General features: G+C 41.2%; 23 protein-coding genes. 10 read left to right on the top strand and 13 right to left on the bottom strand.

Translation table 11 applies throughout. The features are described from left to right. From AC1P5O_RS09200 to AC1P5O_RS09210, 3 genes are all read right to left on the bottom strand, one after another. On the bottom strand, nt 1–101 hold a 101-nt coding region (locus tag AC1P5O_RS09200), incomplete at its 3' end, for a transposase-like zinc-binding domain-containing protein (RefSeq protein WP_435370133.1). After that, nucleotides 92–769, bottom strand: a complete 678-nt coding sequence (locus AC1P5O_RS09205) for a HipA N-terminal domain-containing protein (protein WP_499005977.1) — start codon at nt 767–769, stop codon at nt 92–94. The genes AC1P5O_RS09200 and AC1P5O_RS09205, both read right to left, overlap by 10 nt. A gap of 249 nt (nt 770–1018) precedes the next feature. Further along, nucleotides 1019–2077, bottom strand: coding sequence for a Rieske 2Fe-2S domain-containing protein (locus tag AC1P5O_RS09210; RefSeq protein ID WP_305158224.1), 1059 nt, complete (start codon nt 2075–2077; stop codon nt 1019–1021). 266 nt (nt 2078–2343) lie between these two features. Here AC1P5O_RS09210 and AC1P5O_RS09215 point away from each other — a divergent pair, with 266 nt between their 5' ends. The 5 genes from AC1P5O_RS09215 to AC1P5O_RS09235 all read left to right on the top strand — a co-directional run bounded on the left by AC1P5O_RS09215 (nt 2344) and on the right by AC1P5O_RS09235 (nt 7127). Then, a complete protein-coding gene (locus AC1P5O_RS09215) occupies nt 2344–2673 on the top strand; it encodes a hypothetical protein (protein ID WP_499005978.1) in 330 nt (109 codons plus the stop codon). Then, on the top strand, nt 2622–3308 hold the full coding sequence (locus AC1P5O_RS09220; RefSeq protein WP_499005979.1) for an MgtC/SapB family protein: 687 nt from the start codon (nt 2622–2624) through the stop codon (nt 3306–3308). Before AC1P5O_RS09215 ends, AC1P5O_RS09220 begins: the two co-directional genes overlap by 52 nt. A gap of 135 nt (nt 3309–3443) precedes the next feature. Continuing rightward, a complete protein-coding gene (locus AC1P5O_RS09225; protein ID WP_148334772.1) occupies nt 3444–5129 on the top strand; it encodes a phosphoethanolamine transferase in 1686 nt (561 codons plus the stop codon). Nucleotide 5130: 1 nt separating this feature from the next. Continuing rightward, nucleotides 5131–5802 (top strand): response regulator transcription factor, encoded by a 672-nt coding sequence (locus AC1P5O_RS09230; protein WP_004280240.1) that lies wholly within the window; start codon nt 5131–5133, stop codon nt 5800–5802. A 5-nt stretch (nt 5803–5807) separates the two neighbouring features. After that, nucleotides 5808–7127: a sensor histidine kinase gene (locus AC1P5O_RS09235; protein ID WP_039902254.1), complete on the top strand. Its 1320-nt coding sequence runs from the start codon at nt 5808–5810 to the stop codon at nt 7125–7127. A gap of 27 nt (nt 7128–7154) precedes the next feature. On the opposite strand, the gene AC1P5O_RS09240 is transcribed toward AC1P5O_RS09235, so the two are convergent. Together AC1P5O_RS09240 and AC1P5O_RS09245 are read right to left on the bottom strand one after the other, a co-directional pair. Beyond that, a complete protein-coding gene (locus AC1P5O_RS09240; RefSeq protein ID WP_499005980.1) occupies nt 7155–7880 on the bottom strand; it encodes a phosphatase PAP2 family protein in 726 nt (241 codons plus the stop codon). Nucleotides 7881–7904: 24 nt separating this feature from the next. Further along, a complete protein-coding gene (locus AC1P5O_RS09245; RefSeq protein ID WP_004280235.1) occupies nt 7905–8291 on the bottom strand; it encodes a diacylglycerol kinase in 387 nt (128 codons plus the stop codon). A gap of 187 nt (nt 8292–8478) precedes the next feature. On the opposite strand from AC1P5O_RS09245, the gene AC1P5O_RS09250 reads away from it, so the two are divergent. The 5 genes from AC1P5O_RS09250 to AC1P5O_RS09270 all read left to right on the top strand — a co-directional run bounded on the left by AC1P5O_RS09250 (nt 8479) and on the right by AC1P5O_RS09270 (nt 14040). Further along, the gene (locus tag AC1P5O_RS09250; RefSeq protein ID WP_004280234.1) at nt 8479–9213 is read left to right on the top strand and encodes a thermostable hemolysin; all 735 of its coding nucleotides are present in this window, start codon (nt 8479–8481) and stop codon (nt 9211–9213) included. A gap of 35 nt (nt 9214–9248) precedes the next feature. After that, a complete protein-coding gene (locus AC1P5O_RS09255) occupies nt 9249–10769 on the top strand; it encodes an AMP-binding protein (protein WP_148334770.1) in 1521 nt (506 codons plus the stop codon). Nucleotides 10770–10807: 38 nt separating this feature from the next. Continuing rightward, a complete protein-coding gene (locus AC1P5O_RS09260) occupies nt 10808–11659 on the top strand; it encodes a TauD/TfdA family dioxygenase (protein WP_039902201.1) in 852 nt (283 codons plus the stop codon). Nucleotides 11660–11709: 50 nt separating this feature from the next. Continuing rightward, nucleotides 11710–12510, top strand: coding sequence for an SDR family oxidoreductase (locus AC1P5O_RS09265; protein ID WP_004280228.1), 801 nt, complete (start codon nt 11710–11712; stop codon nt 12508–12510). 195 nt (nt 12511–12705) lie between these two features. After that, the gene (locus AC1P5O_RS09270) at nt 12706–14040 is read left to right on the top strand and encodes an ISNCY family transposase (protein WP_004646891.1); all 1335 of its coding nucleotides are present in this window, start codon (nt 12706–12708) and stop codon (nt 14038–14040) included. A 121-nt stretch (nt 14041–14161) separates the two neighbouring features. Here AC1P5O_RS09270 and AC1P5O_RS09275 read toward each other — a convergent pair whose 3' ends face one another. The 8 genes from AC1P5O_RS09275 to fumC all read right to left on the bottom strand — a co-directional run bounded on the left by AC1P5O_RS09275 (nt 14162) and on the right by fumC (nt 22467). Then, nucleotides 14162–14929, bottom strand: coding sequence for an OmpA family protein (locus AC1P5O_RS09275; protein WP_004280226.1), 768 nt, complete (start codon nt 14927–14929; stop codon nt 14162–14164). A gap of 183 nt (nt 14930–15112) precedes the next feature. Next, nucleotides 15113–16771 (bottom strand): ImcF-related family protein, encoded by a 1659-nt coding sequence (locus AC1P5O_RS09280; RefSeq protein WP_004280225.1) that lies wholly within the window; start codon nt 16769–16771, stop codon nt 15113–15115. 111 nt (nt 16772–16882) lie between these two features. Next, complete coding sequence (locus tag AC1P5O_RS09285) at nt 16883–17644, bottom strand: alpha/beta fold hydrolase (RefSeq protein WP_004280222.1); 762 nt, start codon at nt 17642–17644, stop codon at nt 16883–16885. Between the two features lie 915 nt (nt 17645–18559). Next, the gene (locus AC1P5O_RS09290) at nt 18560–18928 is read right to left on the bottom strand and encodes a hypothetical protein (RefSeq protein ID WP_004280221.1); all 369 of its coding nucleotides are present in this window, start codon (nt 18926–18928) and stop codon (nt 18560–18562) included. After that, nucleotides 18929–19291: an immunity protein Imm33 domain-containing protein gene (locus tag AC1P5O_RS09295; RefSeq protein WP_004646887.1), complete on the bottom strand. Its 363-nt coding sequence runs from the start codon at nt 19289–19291 to the stop codon at nt 18929–18931. It abuts the gene before it with no gap. A 129-nt stretch (nt 19292–19420) separates the two neighbouring features. Further along, nucleotides 19421–20023 carry a nitroreductase family protein gene (locus AC1P5O_RS09300; protein WP_004280217.1) on the bottom strand — a complete coding sequence of 201 codons (603 nt, stop codon included), beginning with the start codon at nt 20021–20023 and terminating at the stop codon, nt 19421–19423. 431 nt (nt 20024–20454) lie between these two features. Next, nucleotides 20455–20946, bottom strand: a complete 492-nt coding sequence (locus tag AC1P5O_RS09305) for a hypothetical protein (RefSeq protein WP_305158325.1) — start codon at nt 20944–20946, stop codon at nt 20455–20457. Between the two features lie 126 nt (nt 20947–21072). Further along, the gene (fumC, locus tag AC1P5O_RS09310; RefSeq protein ID WP_004280213.1) at nt 21073–22467 is read right to left on the bottom strand and encodes a class II fumarate hydratase; all 1395 of its coding nucleotides are present in this window, start codon (nt 22465–22467) and stop codon (nt 21073–21075) included. Nucleotides 22468–22579: the final 112 nt, after the last annotated feature.

A 22579-nucleotide genomic window follows, 5' to 3' on the forward strand; every position in this document is an offset into this window, starting at 1 on the left:
TCTTTGCACTGATAGTTTTGTTTCCCATCTACTTTGATGCCATTTTTCTTTATACTGTCACTGAGGCAGGTTGGACATTTGATTTCTAGAGTTATTCGCATTTCTCTATTTTATCAAAATTCAACCTACTTTGTTTCAGCATACTTTTTGAAACACCACCCACCAGCCAATGCTGTTTGACCTGATGATCTGTCAGCGTGTGATCCAGATAGAACAGGTCATCATGACCTTGAGTCAGCAGTAATTTTGGCCACTCGCCCTGAATACCAGAAGAGCCGGCAATAAAAAGTCCATAAGAGGCTAAGGATTCAATAAAGTTTTCTTGACGTTCTACGACTTGGTCTAGGCTAAAGCCATGATTCTGCTGAACAGGAAACTGCCCCTGTAGCCATTCATAAGCCTCTTTAATCCGTAAATTACCAATCGGATTACCTGCACCCGCTTTTAGAAGCGCCCAGTCTGCTTGTTCCTGAGTGTTTTCAGAAAAATTAAGCTGACGGAGTAATTCTTTACGGCCATAACCTTGAGGTAACAAATCCATCAGGAAGGCTGGCCAGGTAGATTGCAAGGTATTTTGCACATTTACTGGTAAATGATAGGCTAGCGCATGCCCATCGCTTAGGTTCATATAAGAAATAGCATATTCAAATAGATATGATGTGCGCGTGGCTGCTTGCCATCCAGTTTGTTGTTGACCGACAATCTCAACAATAGCGCAATCCAGCCATTCATCTTCCTGATAAATCTGCAGTGTGCAATATTGGTCCATAATTTTATTAAAATAGTAAAATAAAGTGATTTTATTTATTATATACCTATTTTAATAAAAAACTAATTTTATCTTCTTAAATTTTTTTATCGTTCTAAAAGTCCTTATCTTCACCAGAATACAAGGCTTATGAGGCTATATAACAAGATGTATCCTCATAGAAATCAATATATAACCCAATTAATTTTTAAATATCAGAGGAGCTCTAACCCTGGTTATTTATTATGAATCTTTCTTTTGAATAAAATTTTAAGCAGCAAATAAAGGACTAAATCCCCGTTTGCGTAGTAATTTTCGGTACATACTCGAGCTTCGATCTGCCGGAAAATGCGCTTCTAAAGATAAGTCCAAAGGTAAATATTCAGGTTTCTGATTTTCTACAATTAAACGATCTTCCTCGAAAATTTTTAGATTAAATGCGTAGGCATCTTCAACCGGTAAATCTTTATCATAATTGCGGCAAATAGGCGCAAAAAGTCGTGTTGAACGCGCAGTCATCGGTGAAGCAGCATTCATGATGACCTGCTTGGCATTATTCGGAAAATGAATCGTAAGTGTTGCAGTAAAGGGTAGGCTCACTTCGAAATGACGTAACCATTTAAAATCTTCCTGGCCACGCTGCTCGGTTCCAATCGGATAACGTCCTACACTGCTGATGTAATCTGCGTTAAAACCAACCTCCGTTTCTGTCGTACTGTAATCAGGAACTTCTACATCCTCCGGATCACCAAAAGTATCGGGATGCACCCAGGCAAAATGTGCCACATCAATAAAACCTTCGAGCTGTCTTCCTGCAAAACATTGAATGTCTATCTGAGGGCAGACCAGTTGCTGATACTCAGCATCATCCCAAAAAGGCATATGAGGAATATGAGGAATATGAGGTTCTGCATCCTTTTCAGCGCTTAACGAACACCAGATCAGATCATATTTTTCTACCGCAGCATAAGTTTTCAGATGGAAACGCTCCGATATTTTATGCTGAGGATGTGCAGGAATACGGTTACATTTACCTTCACTGCCAAAGCGTAAACCGTGATAACGACACACCACGCCTTGGCGGTCATTTTTTCCCAAGCTTAAAGGTACACCGCGATGCGGACATGCATCTTTCGCCACCACCAGTTCATCGTTCATTTTATAAATCACCAGCGGCATATCAAGCAGCATACTACTTGTTGGCTGATCTGTAATATCACGCGCAAGTGCAATCGGATACCAGTACTGAGCCAAAAGATGCCAGTCATGTTCCTCGAATGTCATATGGACGGGTAAGTCGGGACTAAACGTGGCGATATTTGTATTCATAATGGGTTCTGTGTCGTGACCTTTAGCTGGACTATAAAACAGCAAGGTGTTCTATGAAATTTCAATTAATAGGACATAGGATTGCGTAAATCAGAACACTGACCGGCGATTGAAAACAAAATAAGCATCTTTCCAGGTTTTTTTATGTTCAACCACGCAAATATTGAGATGTGAGATATTTCTAAGCTTAAATCTCCTAAAAATAATCTTTTTAAGCCTATGTTCGCGCTGTCGATATCGGCTCTACCACTGAACTTGCTTTTTTGATGACTTATATCATTGGCGCTATTTGTGTGTGGAATATTCCACTTGCTGCAGGGATGGCGGTTCTACTCACGATCATCCTGATGGGCAAACAGACATTGCATCAATTTGCCGGAAAAACGATCCAAAGCTATGAGTTAAGAGATGGGCTACTTTTATTGGCTTTGATATTGATTGCGTTGCCGGTCATGCCCAATAAGCCCTTGTGGGGCGCTGTACTGAATCCCTATATCATCCTTAAACTACTCATTTTAATCTTGATTGTGCAGTCCATGCACATGTGGCAAAACGAATCCTGTCCAATGATAAGGCCCTTATTTTATCTGCCTTAGCCTCGGGATTTGTCTCCAGTACGGCTACAATTGCCAGTTTGGGCATGCAAGTTCGATCCGGACAGGCCAGTGCTAAATTAAATGCAGGTGCGGGATTAATCTCCTGTATTGCCACCTTATTACAGCTCTTGCTGATTGTTCTGGGAGTGAGCGTAGAATGGTTCAAGTTTCTGCTAATTCCGAGTTTGGTGGGCATCGGAATTTTATGTATTGCTGCCGGATTCTTGATTTATCGAACTCCCCAAGCGGATAACAGTATGAGCATTAATGAAATACAAGAAATTGATAGCCGGATGTTCAGTATAAAAGAAGCGGTGATTATTGCGGTCAGTTTGACCTTAATCCAGGCTGGGATTTACGGCGCGAATCTTTTACTGGGAGATAGCGGCTTAATCTTAGGTACTTTTTTAGCCTCTTTATTTGAAGTGCATGCTGCTGTAGCAGGTGTAGTGATACAGGGAAATCCTCATAACCTGACTTTAATTTATGCTGTCATGATTGGACTTGCGGCACATGCGGTGTCTAAAAGTATCAATTCTTTTGTGACCGGGGGATGGAAATTTTTTCTGTATTTTGCACCTAGCCAGATTCTACATATGTTAGGACTTATCTTTATTCTTCTGAGTTTGAAATAAAGAAGGGCTGGTTTGCATATATTATGAAATGATCCAATCATTTTAAGTCATTTTAAGTCATTTTAAGTCATTTTAAGTCATTTTTAAGATTCAGATTCTAGGCTAAAGCATCTTAAAGTCTTTGAGCCATGGATCATGCTGAAGCTGTTTTCCCATTCGTCTTCTTTTAGTCAGCGACCTAAAAAGTCGATCAGTCTTTCAGGCTTCAATATGTTACTGGCTATTTGGCTAGGACTGATCCTAAACTTTGCTTTCTATCAGAAAATCCATGAATTTACACCTTATACCAATCTGAAAGCAGGCGTATTACTGGTCGCTACGGCGCTGATCATTATTGCGTTTTACAATCTGGTATTACAGTGGCTGAACTGGAAATGGAACGCCAAAATACTGGCCAGCGCCCTGATCATTTTGGGTGGTTTTAGTGCTTATTTTGTCAATAGTCTGGGGGTCGTTATTACGCCAGACCAGATTCAGAATATGCTGCAAACCGATGCCCGCGAAGTTCGAGATCTCTGGTCAATGCGACTGGTCATCTGGACACTAGTATTTGTAGTTTTTCCACTTTTTATCATCTGGATGCTTAAAATTCAGCCTGCATCGCTTGGGCATCAGCTGGTGCATAAAAGCCTGAGCAGTGTAGTCTCACTCGGACTGATTCTAGGTTTATTGTTCTGTTTCTATGTCGATTATGCCGCCATCTTCCGTGAGCACCGCGATCTGAAGGGTATGCTTTCTCCACAAAATAGCATCGCGTCCACCTTGTCCTATTATAAAAAGAAAGCACCTAAAGCGAATTTACCTTTGGTGGCTTTTGGCGAAGATGCACATCTGTTACAGCAGGCCCAAATGCAGGATCATCCCAAATTGATGGTGCTAGTTGTTGGAGAAACTGCACGTGCCGAGAGTTTTGCTTTAAATGGCTATGCGCGCAATACCAATCCTGAACTGAGCAAGTTAGCGGTGATTAATTTCAATCAGGTGAGCTCTTGTGGAACTGCAACTGCCGTTTCAGTGCCTTGTATGTTTTCGGGCATGTCACGTGAAACCTATGATGAACAGCTAGCCAGCCACCGTGAAGGTTTGCTGGATATTGCTCAGCGCGCCGGATATCAGGTGACCTGGATTGATAATAACTCAGGCTGTAAAGGTGCCTGTGACCGGGTACAAAAGTATCAGATTCCGGCACAACTGAAACAGAAGTGGTGTGATGCTTCTGGTGAATGTTTTGATGAAATCTTGGTGGATAGTCTGAAAGATTATCTGGCGCATCTGGATAAAAATAACCAGAAACCGCAGTTAATTGTGCTGCATCAGATGGGCAGTCATGGGCCAGCATATTTCAAGCGTTCCAAAACGCCGTATCAGCCATTTCAACCAACCTGTAATAGCAATGCCATTCAGGGCTGTAGTGCTGAAGAATTAAAGAATAGTTATGATAATTCGATTGTATATACAGACCATGTCCTTGCTCAAATCATTGAAACTTTAAAGCAGCAAACACAGTATCAGACCGGTTTCTGGTACCTGTCTGATCATGGAGAATCTACCGGAGAGCATGGTTTATACGTGCATGGTGCACCTTATAGTATGGCACCGACCCAGCAAACCCATGTCCCGATGCTGATGTGGTTTTCCGATATCTGGCAACAGTACAATGCCCGGCAGCTAAGCTGTTTAAAAACACAGACCGGACAGGCCCGTAGTCAGGATCATCTTTTCCCTAGTTTATTAAGCTTGCTGGATATAAAAACGCAAGTGACTGAAGCTACAAATGATATGCTTGCACAATGCTCACCATCATTAAAGAACAGAGCTTGAAATGCATAAAATACTAATTATTGAAGACGACTTTATGATTGCCGAGTCGACTGAAACATTGCTCAAGCTGCATCAGTTTGATGTGCATTGGGTCAATAATGGGATTGAGGGTTTAAAACAGTTACAGCAGCAGGTCTACGATATTGTCCTGCTCGATTTAGGCTTGCCGATGATGGATGGCATTCTGGTGCTAAAAAATATCCGGCAGAAGTTTCCGAATTTACCGGTGCTGATTATCTCCGCCCGGGATCAGTTACAAAACCGGGTAGATGGGCTGAATCAGGGAGCAGATGACTATTTAATCAAGCCTTATGAATTTGACGAGTTGCTGGCCCGTATTCATGCCTTAATACGCCGTAGTGGTTTAAAAAATACCGGGATAGATACGAATAAGAAATTATCACACGGCAGTTTGGAACTAGATCTAGAGCAGCATATCGCTCTGTTTAATGGACAGGCTATAGAATTATCCAACCGGGAATGGTCCATCTTAATGGCCATGTTAAATCATCCGAATAAAATTTTTTCTAAAAATGATTTAGAAGACAAGCTTTATGACTTTGACAGTGATGTCAGCAGTAATACGGTGGAAGTCTATATCCATCATCTGCGGGCAAAATTAGGAAAAGACTTCATCCGTACCATACGTGGGCTAGGATATCGTTTAGGATGAGCGCCATGCAGAAACGTTATTCCTTGCAAAAACGTCTGGTTATTTATATTTCACTGTTTAGCGTGGTATTGGGCTGTGTGCTGATCTTTGCAGCATACCGAATTGCGCTCGAAGAAATTAATGAAGTACTGGATAAACAGATGCAAAGTCTGGCAGAGCGCATTGCAGAAAATCATCCACAACCTTTACAAAGCCAAATTGATCTAGCCAAACAATACAGTGAAGAAGATTTATTTGTAGATATCTGGTCCTATACAGATACAGCCACTTCTTTGCATCCGCAGGATGTTCTGGTGGCGCCGGTCAAGAAAGCAGGTTTCTACAAGCATCAAACGCCGTATGGAACCTGGTTAACTTATATTATTCCTGGTAAGCAATTACAGATTCAGGTGAGCCAGCAGCAAAATGTCCGGCAGGAACTGGCTCTGGAGCTGGCAGCCAATATGTTTCTTCCTTATGTGCTTTTTTTACCTTTTGCATTATTCGGTTTAGGCTGGATGATCCGGAAAAATTTTCAGCCCCTTAATGATTTTAAAACTGAATTGGCCAGCCGCAAGGCACAAGACTTAAAGCCAATTGCAATGAAAGATTATCCCTTAGAGCTGGAACCGACCATTCAGGAAATGAATTATTTGTTTGGTCGCATTTCTCTGGCCCAACAGGAACAACGTCAATTTGTAGCAGATTCTGCCCATGAATTACGCACGCCACTGACGGCTTTGAATTTACAGGTACAAATTTTGCTACAGCAGTTTCCGCAGAGCGAGTCTATCCATAATTTGAGCCAAGGCATTTTGCGTATGCAGCATCTGGTCAACCAGTTATTAAGTCTGGCCAAACAGGATGTGACCGAAGGTTTGAGTGAGCCTGTTCAATTGTTATCACTGAATCAGATGACAGTCACCTGTATCGAAGAACTGATTCAACTAGCGCTACAAAAAGAGATTGATTTAGGGGTAGAGCAGCAGCAGGAACTGTTGATTCAGGGCCAAGCCTCGGCCTTGCACTCAATCATTTATAACCTGATTGATAATGCGATTAAATATAGTCCGAAGGATGGCGTGATCAATGTATCAATTTTCCAGCAAGGCCAGCAGGCGGTTTTACAAATTGAAGACAGTGGGGCAGGGATAGATCCTGCTCAATTCACTCAGATCCGGCAACGCTTCTATCGGATTCATAACCATGCAGAAATTGGCAGCGGTTTGGGTTTATCCATTGTAGATAAAGCCACCGAGCGCTTGGGTGGAACACTGGAATTTTCGCGAAGTACCAATCTGAGTGGCCTTTGTGTACAGGTCAAGCTTCCTTTAATCGAAGCCTAAGCGAATAAGCTTCTGGTTTTTTTGGAGTTAAGGTTGCCTGATACTAGAGAGTATAGGAGTGGTCTTTTCTATGGGTAGTTTATGGCTAAACAGCGTATAGCCAATGACATTCATGCACCAGATAATCCAGCCAGTCCATAAATTATGACTCAGGAAATGTGCTCCGCGCATCATTTGTGCCCAGCCCATGGTCAACCCTAAAATTACTGCAGCGATCAGAAGAAAATAAGCACGCTTGCGGTTAGAAATGCGATAAACAAAATAACCAGCCATCAACGCAAAACCACTAGATGCATGCCCCCCAGGAAAACAGTGGCCCGCAGTGGCACTAAAATCCCACAAAATCCCGTTATGGGTAGGTATGGTCATATCCCAGGGACAGGCATGGGCCGACTGAGATTTTAAAATTCCGATCGAGGCCGTGGTCAGCACCACCATGCTAAAGAAATAGCCAAATTCCCAGCGCCGCGTATGCCAGTTCTGCCATTTTAGTGATGCCAACCAGGCCAGTAATAATGTGATATACACCAGAATCAGCAGGTCTTTAACATAGCGATGATTGAGTTCTGCCAGTGCCCATTGTTGTCGAAGGGGAAATTGACCCTGATCATCGATAAAGGGATAGATGAGCTGTAAGTCCAGCACTCCTCCAATGTCAAAGAAGTTGAGAAGAATCAAAAAACTGAAGATCAAAAGTAAAGTTTGGGCCAGTAAAAATCGGGAACGGTCAGTGATCATTTTTAAGTTGTCCATTTCAGGCAGTAGCAAGAGCAGAGGTCAAATCAAATGACCAGCCAAAATGATGCCCCAAGTCAGAGCAATTAAACTGAGTGCTACAAACTGAGCCGCACTGCCCATATCCTTGGCATTTTTAGACAGTTCATGCCGTTCCATGGAAATCCGGTCTACCACTGCCTCTATCGCTGAGTTAATCAGTTCAATGATCAACGCCAATAGGCACACGGCGACCATCAGTGCTTGCTCAACCCGGCTAACCGGCATCCAAAAGCTTAGAGGAATCAAAATAAGGTTGATCAGCAGAATTTGCCGGAAGGCGGCCTCATTTTGAAAGGCGGTTTTAAAACCAGCCAGGGAATAACGGGTCGCATTAAAAATACGCTGCGTTCCTGAGGTGCCTTTATAAGGTGAGCGGTAGGAAGACATAGAACAGTTTCAGTTAACAAGAGATAGGATTAACTTAAATTTTCAATCTTAAAATGCTCTTAAAAAAACCGGCCGTTCTCTGGATTTTTTATACACACAGCTTTTACATTCTTTTGCACAAAATTAAGAATTTTTTAAGTTTGGGCTTCTATCTTGAGTAGCAAGTTAATTTCGTGGTGTGAGCCAAATGATCAAGTTCAGTTTTGATCCTTATTTATCTAGTCAGATTCACTTTCTAAATACATATTTCAAGCAGCCTGAATATAAAAAACAAATCAATCACAATAAATTTTTACTACAAGTACCTCCGGCGTATCCGGTAATTTCAGCACAGGATCAATCGCTACATTTGACGGTCAAAACTGTAGAACAAAGCGAGACACCTGAACGCCGTAGCCTGGAACATTTTATTCAGGAAAAATATCAGCAAGTCCATCAGGCCACTGTATCGAGCTTCTCTTCGACCCTGTTTGCAGGTTATCAAGGCGCCGAGATGCAGGTGGTGATTGGTATGCAGCATTTAAATCAATTTAATGCCTTTCTGGAACAGTATCTCGATGAACCCGTTGAAAACACATTAAGTAAACTGAGCCAAACCCAGGTCAGTCGAGACAAAGTGGTAGAAATTGGCAATCTTGCAGCACTAGATATGGACAAAGCCAAACTGATGGTGGCCTTTCTGGTTTTTCATCTCTCGCAGCAACACATCGAATGGGCAGTATGTACCGGGACAGCCGCTGTGCGTTATGTGCTGCAACAAATGGGATTACATTTTCATGTGCTTGAAAAGGCTGACCCGCAAGTCCTTGGAGAGGCACAACGCCTGTGGGGCAGTTATTACCAGCAGAAACCTTATGTGCTGGCGATTGATGTGGCAGAGGCCCTACAAGTCGCTCGTCAATTTTATCAATTTAGTCATTAAAGCATTTTGCTTGATCAGCGAGGCACAGAATTTAAATGATGACTGCTTTATTTGAACGTATCAGCCTGCAAGCACGACAATATCCGCAGCTAGAAGCGGTAGTCACCACACAGGCAACCCTCAGCTATGCGGAGCTACAGCAGCGGGTAGAATTATTGAGTGCCGGTTTCAAGCAGCTTAATCTGCGCCATCTGGCCTTATGGGGCGTGAGCAGCATCGACTGGATTGTGGTCGATCTTGCCGCACAAAAAGCCGGCATGACTGTAATACCTGTTCCTCTATTTTTTACTGTAGCCCAAGTACGGCATCTGCTTTCCGACAGCCAAACAGAGCTGCTCTGTATTCTGGATGAATCTTTCTCTGCACCAGAATGGCTGTTAAATCTGGCTCAAGACATGAGTAGAGATGAGATTTTTATTGCTGGCCAGCTACATGCACGCTTTTTTCAGCTAGAACAGGCAGTACAGTATTCATCTTCTTTACAAACCCAGCAGCCGGCAAAAATCACCTATACCTCTGGCAGTACGGGGACACCGAAAGGCGTGTGTCTGGCTGAAGACACCATAGAATCAATTACGCATTCACTCAGTCATGCATTGGCCAGCAGTCAGCTTGGACGGCATTTGTGCCTGATTCCATTTGCCACCTTGCTGGAAAATATTGCCGGCATTTATGTCGCACTGAGCATGGGGCGCGCTGTAGTAGTCGGTGAGGTGAGCCAGTTTGGCCTGACATCTAATCATACTTTTGATACACAACGGTTTGTAAATGCACTGCAGAGCTATCAAATCGAAAGTGTGATTTTATTACCGCAGATGCTGAAAGCGATTGTGGAATATAGCGCTGAACACGGGGCTGCAGGTTTCAAGACGCTGAAATTTATTGCGGTCGGTGGAGGGAAAGTCTCTGCTGATTTACTCAAACAGTGTAAGCAACTTAACCTTCCGGTTTATGAGGGTTATGGCCTGTCCGAGTGTGCCTCGGTGGTCAGTCTGAATCTGCCGGGTGCACGCCGCATTGGCAGTGTGGGCCGGATTTTACCGCATGTCGAAGTTGAGATTGCAGCCAACAGCGAATTAGTAGTGAAGGGTAATGCCATGCTGGGTTATGTCAATGACATGACTGCGACACCGTATATTCATACGGGTGATGCCGGATATTTTGATGAGGATGGCTATTTGTACATTACCGGACGCATCAAGCAGATAATTATCAGCAGTTTTGGACGTAATATTTCTCCGGAATGGGTCGAATCCAACAGTCTGACCGAGCCGGAAATCCAGCAGATTGCCATTTTTGGCGAAGCCCAGCCACATCTTTCGGCCGTGATTTATGCCCCGGATGATACGCAAGACCAGCAACTGGCAGCAGCACTTCAGCGGGCCAATAGCCGGATGCCGGACTATGCGCAGGTTAAACACTGGTGTAGGTCTCCAGAGCCATTTTCTTTAGACAACCAGATGTTGACCGACAACGGCAAACTGCGCAGACAGCAGATTCAGCAAAAGTTTCAGGCTGAACTGATGCCGGACGAGTCCCAACTTATTTTTGCATAATTCACAGACCCATAGATCTGTTGAATGAGAGAGAACACATGAATATTGCACAGCGAGCTTTGAACACCACACCTAAACAGATTAAAACGCAATTGGTAGAGCAGGGTTGGGTTTTGTTAAGACATGAACACTATGACGTGACCTCGTTTAGTGAACTCATGAATAGGTTATGCCAGCGGCTGACTTATGATCCTGCACGCGAAAATGTCACTCGCCAGTCTCAGAAAGTTGATGCCGGCACCCAGGCCATGGGACTGCATATTGAAAATGGTACGACGCCTTTACCGTCCGATATTATCGCCTTTTTCAGTGAGAAAAGTGCCTCGCGTGGTTCGCAGACTACCTTATGTGATGGGCATGAAGTCTGGAAAAATATGTCGGATGCTCTCAAGCAGAAATTTACCGAGCCGATGACCATTAGCCGTTATTTACCCAAACCGATCTGGCAGAAGTATGTGGCCACTGCCTTGAATATTGAAGATGCAGAGCAAGTCGGCCAGCAGGAGCTACAGCAGTTTATCCAGATGATACCCGGCCAGCGGATCAGTCCCGCACATGATGGGAGAGTGCACTACCATTTAAATATGCCGATGATCCGCCATGACAATCTTAAGGGTGTTCCAGCCTTTGCCAATACCTTACTGGGACCTTCTTACAATTATGAAAAACCCCGTTTTTATTTTGCTGATGGTTCAGAGATCAGTTCAGACTTACTCGCAGAACTGGCAGAGCGTTGTGAAACCCAGACCTCAGAAATTGACTGGCAGGATGGTGATCTGGTGATTATCGACAACAAACGCTTTATGCATGGCCGACGTGAAATCTTGGTGCCACTTGAGCAGCGTAAATTGTATATCTGTATGGGGCTGGGCCTGAATCCTGACTTTTAAGCAAAGCAGAAAAAGACATCTAAAAAATTCAACCATAAGAGAAGTGATCTATGTCCAATTTAACAGCAGTTCTTCTAGGTGCAACCGGTGGCATTGGTCAGGCCATTGCCGATATTCTTGGGAAAAATGGCCTGAATCTGGTTCTGGTCGGACGTAATGAACAGACTTTGCGAAAATTAGGTGAAAAACTGGCACAGCGTTATCCGGATATACAACTGCAAGGGATCTGCTGTGACCTGGCTGAGCAGAAGAGCCGTGATGAGCTGATTCATGCACTGGCCACATTGAATACCCCAATCCACTATTACATCAATAATGCTGGCATCAATGATTTCAGTCTGTTCTCACAGCAGTCACAGGAAGTGATGGAACAGATGATGCTGATTAATGTGGTCTATCCCTTGCAACTGGTACAAGGCATGATTCCATTGATGTCAAAAACTCAGCCAAGCCAGATCATTCATATTGGCTCTACCTTTGGCAGCATTGGCTATCCGGGTTATGTCAGTTATTGTGCCAGTAAATTCGCCTTGCGTGGTGCTACCGAAGCCTTGGCACGTGAGTATAGTAATACCTCGATTCAATTTCGTTATTTTTCACCAAGGGCAACGATAACGGAAATGAATGATGCAAATGTTACAGAGATGAATCAGGCACTGGGAACTAAAATGGATGATCCTGATTTTGTCGCACAAGAGTTTTATCGTTTTTTACAGAAAGACTGTCAGTCGTATCAGGTCGGCTATCCTGAAAAAATCTTTGTGAAGGTGAATCAGGTTTTACCTAATATCGTTTCTGGTTCGATTGAAAAAGATCTGGATACTATTTATAGATATGCTGATAGAAGATAGCTTTGGTAAAAATTTCAAAATTAACTTTTATGGACAAGGAGGATATGAACTTAAAGTATCATGTACTCAATTTAACATAATATACATTATACGAAATACTATTGTTAGAACCCATTTAAAGTGTCTATATTCTCACCAATAAAAATGTCTGGTTTATGATGGTTTTTATCACCATGGACTGGATATAAAATATAGATGCTGATCACTATGTCCGATAAAGAAATTCAACGTCTTGCAGTTCTGCAAGACGTTAGAGATCATCGTATTACCCAGGTCCGTGCTGCTGAAATCCTGAATCTTTCCACCCGTCAAATTACCCGGTTATTGCAGAAGCTCAATCAAGATGGTGTCTCAGGTATGGCACATGCCAGTCGTGGTCAACCGGGTCATCGTCGCCATGACGTCCTGTTAAAATCAGAATGTCTTTCCATTATTTCTGAACATTTACTTGGCTTTGGTCCTACATTGGCTCATGAGAAGCTCAGCAGCATGTTTGGCCTGCATATCCCGGTAGAAACGGTTCGTCGCTGGATGACTGCAAATGACCTCTGGATTCCTCGATCCAAGCGCCTGAAACGTCCATATCAGCCTCGATACAACCGTGATTGCTTCGGTGAGCTGATCCAGATCGATGGCTCATATCATGACTGGTTTGAAGGTCGAGCTTCCAAATGCTGCTTGCTAGTTTATATCGATGACGCCACTGGAAAGCTGTTGCATCTGCGCTTTTGTGAGGCTGAAACGACCTTTGATTATATGCTTTCAACCCGAGCCTACATTGAGCAATACGGCAAGCCTTTAGCGTTTTATAGCGATAAACACTCGGTATTCCGAGTGAATCAGAAATCGAGCCAAGATAGCCAGATCACGCAATTTGGGCGGATTCTGAATGAGTTAAATATTGATATTATCTTCGCCAACTCACCCCAGGCCAAAGGCCGTGTGGAACGTGCCAATAGAACACTCCAGGATCGCCTGATCAAGGAAATGCGCCTAGAAGGTATCTGTTCAATTGCCGAGGCAAATGCCTGGCTGCCCTGCTTTATTGAGCATTTCAATCAGAAGTTTGCCAAGTGTGCGCGAGACTCAAAGAATTTACATCGGCCATTAACCGAATCTCATCTTGAACTGGATGATATTTTTACCTGGCAGGAACTGCGTAAGGTCACCAAGAATCTGACCCTGACCTATGACAAATGTATTTATCTGCTTGAACCGACAGAGCTGAATCATAAGCTTGTTGGGCAATATATTTCATTTCTGGAGTACCCGGATGGGACTGTGGCCCTCATGCACGAGGGACGAAAGCTCAACTACAGCATTTTCAATAAATTAGCTGGGCTACAGCAGAATGAGATCGTTGAGAATAAACGGTTAGGTACAGTTCTGGCACATATTCAGCAACAGCATGAAGAGTTGGAAAAACAGAATAAACGTTCCCGTCTCAAGAAAAGTATGCCGAGTTGTAAAGCTCAGAAAGCTGTTATTGAACAAAGAAAGTTAAATCCTGTGCTTGACTCTTGTGGTTAAAAACAGGACATTTTAAATGGTTTATCGCATAGACATTTTAATTGGTGAATAACACAACCTAATATGTTCATATAACTGCATTCACCATATACTTATAGCTGCTGCTCAAGCAACTTAAACGTTAAAGCACTTCAAATTCAATCCGACGATTTCTCTTGCGACCATCAGCTGTTGCATTATCCGCTACAGGTTTACTTGAACCTGAGCCTTTAGTACTCAGTAAATGTGTTGGAACATTTTTTGCGATTAAATAAGATTTCACTGCTTCTGCACGTTGCTGACTCAACATGAGATTTTTATTAATATCGCCTGAACTATCCGTATGTCCAATAATCCGTATTTTTTTGCCGCTAACCTTATTTAAGGCACTGACCATTTCATCCAGAATTTGTATACCTGAGGTTGCTAATACTGCACTGCCAGATTCAAATTCAATAATCCGGTTCTTTAATGCAGCATCAATAATCCGCTGTTCGGCCTGATTGACTGAAAGCTGTGCATTTAAACGATAATTTTCAGGTATTAAACCCTTAAATTTTTCTGTAGTATCCTGAATTTCATAAAAATTTGATACTTTACCCGTTAGCTTAATATCAGAACCTTTAACCGTTAACGTTCCCTGTTTAACTTTTTTAAGGTCTTTATTAATCACATCACTGACTATATTCGACCAATCCGTTGATGCCACTACTTGACGAATCTGAATGCGATCTATCACATTTTCCTGACCATAATTTGAATGCAATTTCGCCAAAATAGCTTGCTTACTATTGTTATTCGGTACATTACCTTCAGCAATTACAGGTTGTGCATGCACATTAAAACCAATTAAAAAACAGGATAAAATAATGATTTTATTTAACTTTAAGTATTTATTTTTTATTTTCATTTTATGCTTCTATAAATGTTTATTTAATTAATTTAATGCCTTGAGTCAGGCTCATCTGATTTTCAGTTAAAGACTATTCTAGTGCCGCCAACCTTGAATTATTTTCTACATTAAAATTAGTTGTTTTTAATTCATATCAATTCACCCACGTGATCCATTTACAATATAATTGATTGATCAATGTCATGGCGCTGAAGTTCCTATGTTTGCAGCAGCCGTGGTAGTTGTCTGAACAGTTTTTCCTGATATCGTCTTATTCTGAGCTGCGACCACTCTTACTGCTTTATTCGAAACCACCTGATCCACCAACTGCAAATTACTATAACTTGGATTACTTCCGATAGAACTTGTATTATTCCCACTCACCAACCGAAAATTGGTCTTCACAAATAGTTCAGGATTCTCTTTACTGCGCCAGACCATTTCAAAAATATTGCCTTTTTGTGTACGCTGAGCACTATCAATCAAACGATTGATTCCATATTCCCCAGGCTCATCAAAAATGGTATGGGTCTTCCCTTCCAAATCAATCACCGTGATCCGTGCGCCTGGAATTGCGCCGGAATTTGGCCAGATAAAATTCACCCATTGTTGAATTCCGTTTTCAAATAGCATTCTTTGTCCATCAATATCAATGGTATAAGCCAATAAATGAGCCTGTTCCAGTGGGTAAAACTGGAAATTAGATTGATTGGGTCTCACTGCCTGACGACTGGTATTATTTAACTCACCAGTTGCCATACCATTCACAGGCGCGACATAATTTTGAAAGTTTGCAACAAACACAGGATTTAGATTAAGCCCTAAATCTTGCCAGGTTTTCGAGCTTAAGCTATAGCCACGACGGATCACTAAGGGATCAAGATGCTCTTTGACAAAACGGGAAATACTGCCATTTTCACCAAAAATCTGATTAATTTCTTGAGAGGTTGCCTGTAAGCTACCTTGACTGCTAAACGGATATTTTTGCGATAAATTTGCATTAAATGGTTGATAGGCCTGTATTAGCCAGAGTTCGTTCATTTCAGCTTGTGCCGGAAGCATCAGACTTTCAAAGGAACGTGTGAGAGGAACACTAAACAACTTCTTAATCAGCTGTTGATCCAGCTCATGGGTTCCTACCGACATTTTCTCATCCACAAACTTTTGAGTGATATTAAAGATAGAATTCTGCTCATCAACGGTCTGCTTAAGGAGCATCATGCTCGCCGGACCAATATCTCCAGAACTTTTTAGATCATTAAAGCGACTCCGTATCTTGGCCAGAGATTGCATATACTCATCCAGCAGCGACCGGTTCTGCAAATCATCTCGTGTACGTACAATCTGGTAGAAGATCTGAAAGTCTTTGGCAATCATCCCCTGAGAGAAAGTCGATGCAGAATTCTGTGCCAACTTGCCATCATGACGTTGCAATATCTTGCGTTTAAACCAGGCAATAAAACCTTTTTGTGGAACCGCCAACTCAGCTTGTACCATTGGATTATCCCAGCTGGTTTCTTGCGCTACCCGTTGTATGACTTTACGAATCGGTGAGTTTTCTGGTTCGCTAAGAATATCTATCTGATATGTTTGCTGATTAAAGTCACCGGCCTTGGCATAATAAATGGCACCCAAGAATTTACGCCATTCGCTGATATATTCTTTTTTATACATTTCAGTCAGCTGGCGTCGAATTTGTTCAGGACTGCCACTAAAACTCAAATCATCAGACTGTGATGTATTAAGTACCCAATCTTTACTTTCAGTTGGGCTTTGCGCCGCGGTTTCTATGGCAGGTTGTACATATTCGTTCCAGGCTTGATAGCTATAAAAACCGGGTAAGGCATAACTTCCCAACATGGTTGTCTGAGCATTCTCGGTTTAAAGAAAACAGCTGAAATGGCGCATCAACTCATTCATGAAGGACAATTACAGACTCAAACATTTCAGCCTTGAGTGCGAAATCGTAAATTAATTTAGAAAAGTCTGCATATGTTTAATGACTTCATCTGGCTTTTCACCATGCAGCCAATGTCCTGTATTTTCAATGCATTCAATTTTCGCCTGAGAAAATTGTTCATTGATTGCCGCAAAATGTTCAGGTTTTGAGATATAAAAAGAATTACCGCCACGAAGAAATAAAGCTGGCTGATTAACTTTTTCGACCTTTTCCCAAGCCATAATATCTGGATAATGATCAAATAAAGCTTGAACATTAAAGAGCCATTGCCCTTTATTAAAGGATTTTAATAAAAACTGAATTACCATTTCTTCATGAATGTATTCACGCATAATTTTTGCTGCCTCAAGTCGTGAAGCAACATTTGCTTGCTGCACAGCAAATAAGGCTTTAAAAATCTCAGTATGATGACTCTCATGATATTGGATTGGTGTAATATCAAGAACGACCAACTTTTCAGTTTGTACTCGGGCTAAATCAGCCAATTTCATAGCAATTTTTCCGCCCATAGAATGCCCTATTACTATGAACTTTTGAATATTTAAACTTGATAAAGTTTCTAGGACATCTTCCGCCATGAACTGATAATTTAAGTCTGAACTATGACCAGAAAGACCATGATTGCGTACATCAATTTGAAGCACGGTTCTTTGCTCAGAAAAATATCGAGCTAGTATTCCTAAATTACTTAAACTACCGAATAAACCATGAATAAAAATCATTGGAGATAGTACTGACGTTTCGTGGTGTTGGAGTTGATAATTTAGGATCATTTGAGAATTCCGTGATTTCTTTCTTTATTTAAGTGTTTATAATGGATTTATATTGGGAATTAATCAATTGCGAAATTTTTAAATATAAATTTTACTTAGGCTATTTTATGGGGATATATTTTGCTTAGGCTAAATAATTCATAATCGATTTGTAAGTATTTAAAATTACGATTTTAGATCTGGATGGATATTTGGCTATAAATATGAAAGAAGATGGTTGAGTTGTGATGCAGACTAAATAAAATTAATGAAAATCTTAAAACTGGGATTTAATAACATGTAAACCACTTTTAGGTCAGAGTGTTTCTTAAACTAACTCGCTGTTATTACCCAAATAGACTGAGGTAATTTTGAAAATATTGTTTTTAATTATTCATTGCTTATTATTTATCAAAAAATGACTATTCATAAGTAGCTTATTAATCCACTTGATTCTGTTTAGAATAATACGTCTTAAGTCCAAATGAGTTACAGGTAGTAAACATCAACATTATAAATTTCCCCTCTCCCCCTTTCTTGATAAAGTTGTTAAAATTATGTATTGCTTAGGCTATTTTAATATCTTAGGATGTTCAAGTTATTAGCTTAAATATAAACGTGCAATCACGCTATCCTACTTAAATTATCCTGTTCAAGAAATTACACCGCATAAATAAGACATTTTTTAGAAATTACAAAACCACGATTATTCATCTATTCTTATCAATAGCTTGAATACAGTGGATATATCCCCGAGGTATGAGGTATTCACATTAAAATAAATTTAAATTAACTTAACAAACTCTTTATCAAATGATATTCGGGAGATGGTCTTTCAGGTTTTAATATCTATAAAATTTGATTGTGAAATAGACTTAGATACTTTATTTTTATTCCACTGCGAAAAACTTTCAAGATAAAAAAGTAGTTTATAACTTATTCTACTTCCCTATTTTTACAAAATACGCTCGCCGTCATTCCAGATTTAGTCAAACTTTGATCCTGCCGCTCAAGAAAATTTCTGGCAATCATAGACATCGTAGGTGCCATATTCAGACTGCTGTTTTCTTCGGACACCTTTTGAATATCCTGATAGGCTTTCAGTCGCTTGCAGAAAGCCTGGCGTTGAGTTTGGGCATCTGCCTTTTGATCATCTTCATCTAAAATATGTTTGGTTTCATTCACGATTTTAGTCTGTGCTGAAATAAACTCATCATAGGCACTTTGTGAAAGCGGCTGTGCGAAGACTACGCTACTCAGTCCTAATAATAATCCAGCACAAATGAAAGATGATTTTTTTAGCATTTAAATTTCTTCTTTCCAGACATCTTCATAATCATCGGCATCGATCATGAAACGAAAACCTGTTTCCAGAGCCAGATACGGTAAAACTTCTGGTGCAATGTCCTGTAATTCACGTACTGTCATGGTTTCAAAAGTTTCTTCACTTGAAGGTTCTCCACCATAAATATACCAGCTAATATTTTCAGCCGTTTCAGGCTTTTTACGGATGCCGACAATCGGATCTTGTTTCAAGGTATGTACGGCCACCGCAACAACATCATCACCCGTGACTTCAACATAAGCCGAGCCTACTTCTTCACAAAGTAGTTTTTGCTCTGCGATCAGTTCTTGTAAAGGTGATAGGTTTTGCGTGTTTTTCGACATTCGGTCTTACTCATCAATTTTCATTAGCACGCTATTTTAACTTAATTTTAATGAAGCTGATTGGGATTTCATCGAGATCTAAAAAATATCTGCCCTTAAACCGTGTTAAGTGCAGATATGGATCTCAGCTTATTGGAATACTTTAAAGCGCTCTTCATCTGCCAGATAATCTTTGGCACGTGGCTCGCCTTCTATCGAACCAAAGACCAACTGTGCACGCAACTTCCAGTTCGATGGAATGTCCCATTCCGCATGTACCTGTTCATCCACGATCGGATTGTAATGCTGCAATGATGCGCCCAGACCTTCTGTATGCAATGCTGTCCAGGTTGCAAATTGTGCGATCGCAGTCGAATGCTCTGCCCAGATTGGGAAGTTATCAGCATAAGATGGGAATTGTTCCTGTAAGCCTTGTACGACTGTGTGATCTTCAAAAAATAAAACGGTACCTAGCCCTGCCGCAAAACTTGCCATTTTTACTGTGGTTTTTGCAGCACTTTCTTCATCTTTAGCATAGCTTTTTAATTTTTCTGCTACAAAGCCCCAGAACTTTTCATGTTCTGAATTGAATAAAATGACGGCGCGTGAAGACTGAGAATTGAAAGAAGATGGGCTTTGCTTAATTGCAGTCTGAATCAAATCAGTTAAATGTTCAGGAGATTGTTCAACATTCTTGGCAATGGCATAAATAGTACGGCGTTTAGTAATTAAATCTAAAAACTGATTCGACATTTTTGAAAATCCTGGGATATATCTTCGGGAAAATTTGAACCTTCAGTTATTTTTATGAAGGATAGCTAATCAATGGAGCTTTTGCTTTAACGTGAGATAAAGCCTATATACCTTAAAAAATAATGGACTCAATTACTAGGCTATTTAATTGATATTTTTATATATTTTTTAGCTAAAAATGATCATTTTCATCTATTTTTTGAACAATCGTTAAAACTACTGCCCTATGCGAGTGCCTGACGCTAAACAATGGTTCAACATGCGCTATTATTGATCAAAATTTTAAGAATGAAAAAGTTCAATGACCATATTTAATATTGCTTAGGCTATTTCAAGAGATCATGCATCATGAAATAAATCTCATATTCCAGATAAAATTAATCCCCCAAAATTGGAGGATTAATTTTATAATTAAAAGCTAAAAAACCGATTTAAAACTTCGCGTTCAGCACCTGAGCAGATACTTTAGTCTTCCAGAGCTCACGTAAAATCGGTAAATAGAATTTCTCACCGAGTTCCACCAGTTCTGCATCAATCAGAGCATGCATCTCATGCATAAACAAATAATCCAGTTCAACTGTGGTTAGTTTAGTCTGCTGTTTTTGATAGTCTTTGCGTTTCTGTTGGGCTTGTTTAACCAGACGATCCGTAAATGCTTTATCTTTAAACTGGGTAATTGCTTTTAATCGAAGTTCGATAATACCCCATCCAGTTAAGAACATCTGGAAGGTTTCAAAATCATCGCTGGTCGATTCCCAAGACATTTCTTCCAGATTTTCATTATCGGGAAGCACAGGTAAAAGAAGTTCCATCACACTTGGGAAAATCTTTTTGAAATTCAGAATAAATTTAACAGGATGCTCACCTGGATAATCCTTGAATTGCACCTTTCTTTGAACATCTGTTAAATAAATATCAAGCATAAAACAATCATCAGTGGTTAATCTCATCTAACATTATTGTACGCAACTCTGCCTGAGATAAAAACCACTGCTGACTATTCCATGATAAAACAGGCGTAAAGATTGAAAATAAAAGTGCTCCGGCCCTTATTTAGCATTCGGTGAGACCATCTGTTCAGGACGCACCACTTCATCAAACTGTTCAGCGGTGACTAAACCCAGTTCAACAGCCACCTGTTTTAAGGTTTTTCCTTCCTTATAAGCTGTTTTGGCAACCTTGGCTGCATTCTCATAACCAATGACCGGATTCAATGCCGTGACCAGCATTAAAGAATCATGCAGGAAATGTTCAATTTTCTCATGATTCGGCTCAATGCCTACGGCGCAATGATCATTAAAACTGTTACACGCATCGCCTAAAAGCTGGATGGATTGCAACAGATTATAGGCAATGACCGGCATAAATACATTCAGTTCAAAGTTACCTGATGCACCTGCCACGTTAATGGTGGTGTCATTTCCGAGAACTTGCGCGACCACCATCGTCATCGCTTCACTTTGCGTCGGGTTCACCTTACCCGGCATGATGCTAGAACCCGGTTCATTTTCAGGAATACGCAATTCACCAAAACCACAACGTGGCCCGCTGGCTAGCCAGCGAATATCATTGGCAATCTTATTCAGGCTAACCGCTAAAGTCTTTAATGCACCAGAAGCAAATACCGCAGCATCACGGCCTGCCAAAGCCTCAAACTTGTTTGGCGCAGTTACAAATGGCAAGCCAGTTAATTGTCCCAGGGTTTTAGCAGACTGAACGGCATAATCAGGATGGGCATTCAGACCGGTACCAACCGCTGTACCGCCTAATGGTAATTCATATAGTCCGACCAATGCCTGTTCTAGACGAAGAAGCCCATGATCCAGCTGAGAGACATAACCGCTGAATTCCTGCCCCAAGGTTAAAGGCGTAGCATCTTGTAGATGTGTCCGGCCAATTTTTACAATATCGGCAAAATCCTGAGATTTGGCATATAAAGTATCGCGTAAACGTGTGACAGCCGGAATTAAAAGTTCATTAATCTGCAAGCTCGCAGCCACATGAATCGCAGTTGGAAATGAATCATTGGTAGATTGGGCACGATTGACATGATCATTTGGATGAACCGGTTTTTGTGCCCCTAAATGATTGCCCAATTTCTGGTTGGCAATATTGGCAATCACCTCATTACAGTTCATATTGCTTTGTGTACCTGAACCAGTTTGCCAGACTACCAGTGGAAATTGACTGTCCCATTTCCCGCTGATGACTTCATCTGCCGCATCCACGATATAGCGTGACAGTTCTTGGGGAATCTGGTTTAGCTCGGCATTGGTCAAGGCAGCCGCTTTTTTGACGAGTCCCATGGCACGAATCATTGGCCGTGGCAACCGCTCATTGCCAATTTTGAAATTTTGCAAGCTACGCTGAGTCTGAGCGCCCCATAAAGCCTCACTCGGTACAGCCACCTCTCCCATCGTGTCATGTTCAATACGTGTTTGCATGTTCAACCTCAATTCTTCTTGCCTGTTACGGATCTTAGGAATTTCTATATCAATGATTTAATCTATTTATTTAAAGTAATCGATTACAGTATCAATGTAAATGATAATTATT

Source organism: Prolinoborus fasciculus, from assembly GCF_056724605.1.

Excerpts from the sequence above, each read along its gene's own strand:
- AC1P5O_RS09205 (WP_499005977.1), bottom strand. The coding sequence starts at position 769 with ATGGACCAATATTGCACACTGCAGATTTATCAGGAAGATGAATGGCTG.
- AC1P5O_RS09210 (WP_305158224.1), bottom strand. The coding sequence starts at position 2,077 with ATGAATACAAATATCGCCACGTTTAGTCCCGACTTACCCGTCCATATG.
- AC1P5O_RS09215 (WP_499005978.1), top strand. The coding sequence starts at position 2,344 with ATGACTTATATCATTGGCGCTATTTGTGTGTGGAATATTCCACTTGCT.
- AC1P5O_RS09225 (WP_148334772.1), top strand. The coding sequence starts at position 3,444 with ATGCTGAAGCTGTTTTCCCATTCGTCTTCTTTTAGTCAGCGACCTAAA.
- AC1P5O_RS09230 (WP_004280240.1), top strand. The coding sequence starts at position 5,131 with ATGCATAAAATACTAATTATTGAAGACGACTTTATGATTGCCGAGTCG.
- AC1P5O_RS09235 (WP_039902254.1), top strand. The coding sequence starts at position 5,808 with ATGCAGAAACGTTATTCCTTGCAAAAACGTCTGGTTATTTATATTTCA.
- AC1P5O_RS09240 (WP_499005980.1), bottom strand. The coding sequence starts at position 7,880 with ATGGACAACTTAAAAATGATCACTGACCGTTCCCGATTTTTACTGGCC.
- AC1P5O_RS09245 (WP_004280235.1), bottom strand. The coding sequence starts at position 8,291 with ATGTCTTCCTACCGCTCACCTTATAAAGGCACCTCAGGAACGCAGCGT.
- AC1P5O_RS09250 (WP_004280234.1), top strand. The coding sequence starts at position 8,479 with ATGATCAAGTTCAGTTTTGATCCTTATTTATCTAGTCAGATTCACTTT.
- AC1P5O_RS09255 (WP_148334770.1), top strand. The coding sequence starts at position 9,249 with ATGATGACTGCTTTATTTGAACGTATCAGCCTGCAAGCACGACAATAT.
- AC1P5O_RS09260 (WP_039902201.1), top strand. The coding sequence starts at position 10,808 with ATGAATATTGCACAGCGAGCTTTGAACACCACACCTAAACAGATTAAA.
- AC1P5O_RS09265 (WP_004280228.1), top strand. The coding sequence starts at position 11,710 with ATGTCCAATTTAACAGCAGTTCTTCTAGGTGCAACCGGTGGCATTGGT.
- AC1P5O_RS09270 (WP_004646891.1), top strand. The coding sequence starts at position 12,706 with ATGCTGATCACTATGTCCGATAAAGAAATTCAACGTCTTGCAGTTCTG.
- AC1P5O_RS09275 (WP_004280226.1), bottom strand. The coding sequence starts at position 14,929 with ATGAAAATAAAAAATAAATACTTAAAGTTAAATAAAATCATTATTTTA.
- AC1P5O_RS09280 (WP_004280225.1), bottom strand. The coding sequence starts at position 16,771 with ATGTTGGGAAGTTATGCCTTACCCGGTTTTTATAGCTATCAAGCCTGG.
- AC1P5O_RS09285 (WP_004280222.1), bottom strand. The coding sequence starts at position 17,644 with ATGATCCTAAATTATCAACTCCAACACCACGAAACGTCAGTACTATCT.
- AC1P5O_RS09290 (WP_004280221.1), bottom strand. The coding sequence starts at position 18,928 with ATGCTAAAAAAATCATCTTTCATTTGTGCTGGATTATTATTAGGACTG.
- AC1P5O_RS09295 (WP_004646887.1), bottom strand. The coding sequence starts at position 19,291 with ATGTCGAAAAACACGCAAAACCTATCACCTTTACAAGAACTGATCGCA.
- AC1P5O_RS09300 (WP_004280217.1), bottom strand. The coding sequence starts at position 20,023 with ATGTCGAATCAGTTTTTAGATTTAATTACTAAACGCCGTACTATTTAT.
- AC1P5O_RS09305 (WP_305158325.1), bottom strand. The coding sequence starts at position 20,946 with ATGCTTGATATTTATTTAACAGATGTTCAAAGAAAGGTGCAATTCAAG.
- fumC (WP_004280213.1), bottom strand. The coding sequence starts at position 22,467 with ATGCAAACACGTATTGAACATGACACGATGGGAGAGGTGGCTGTACCG.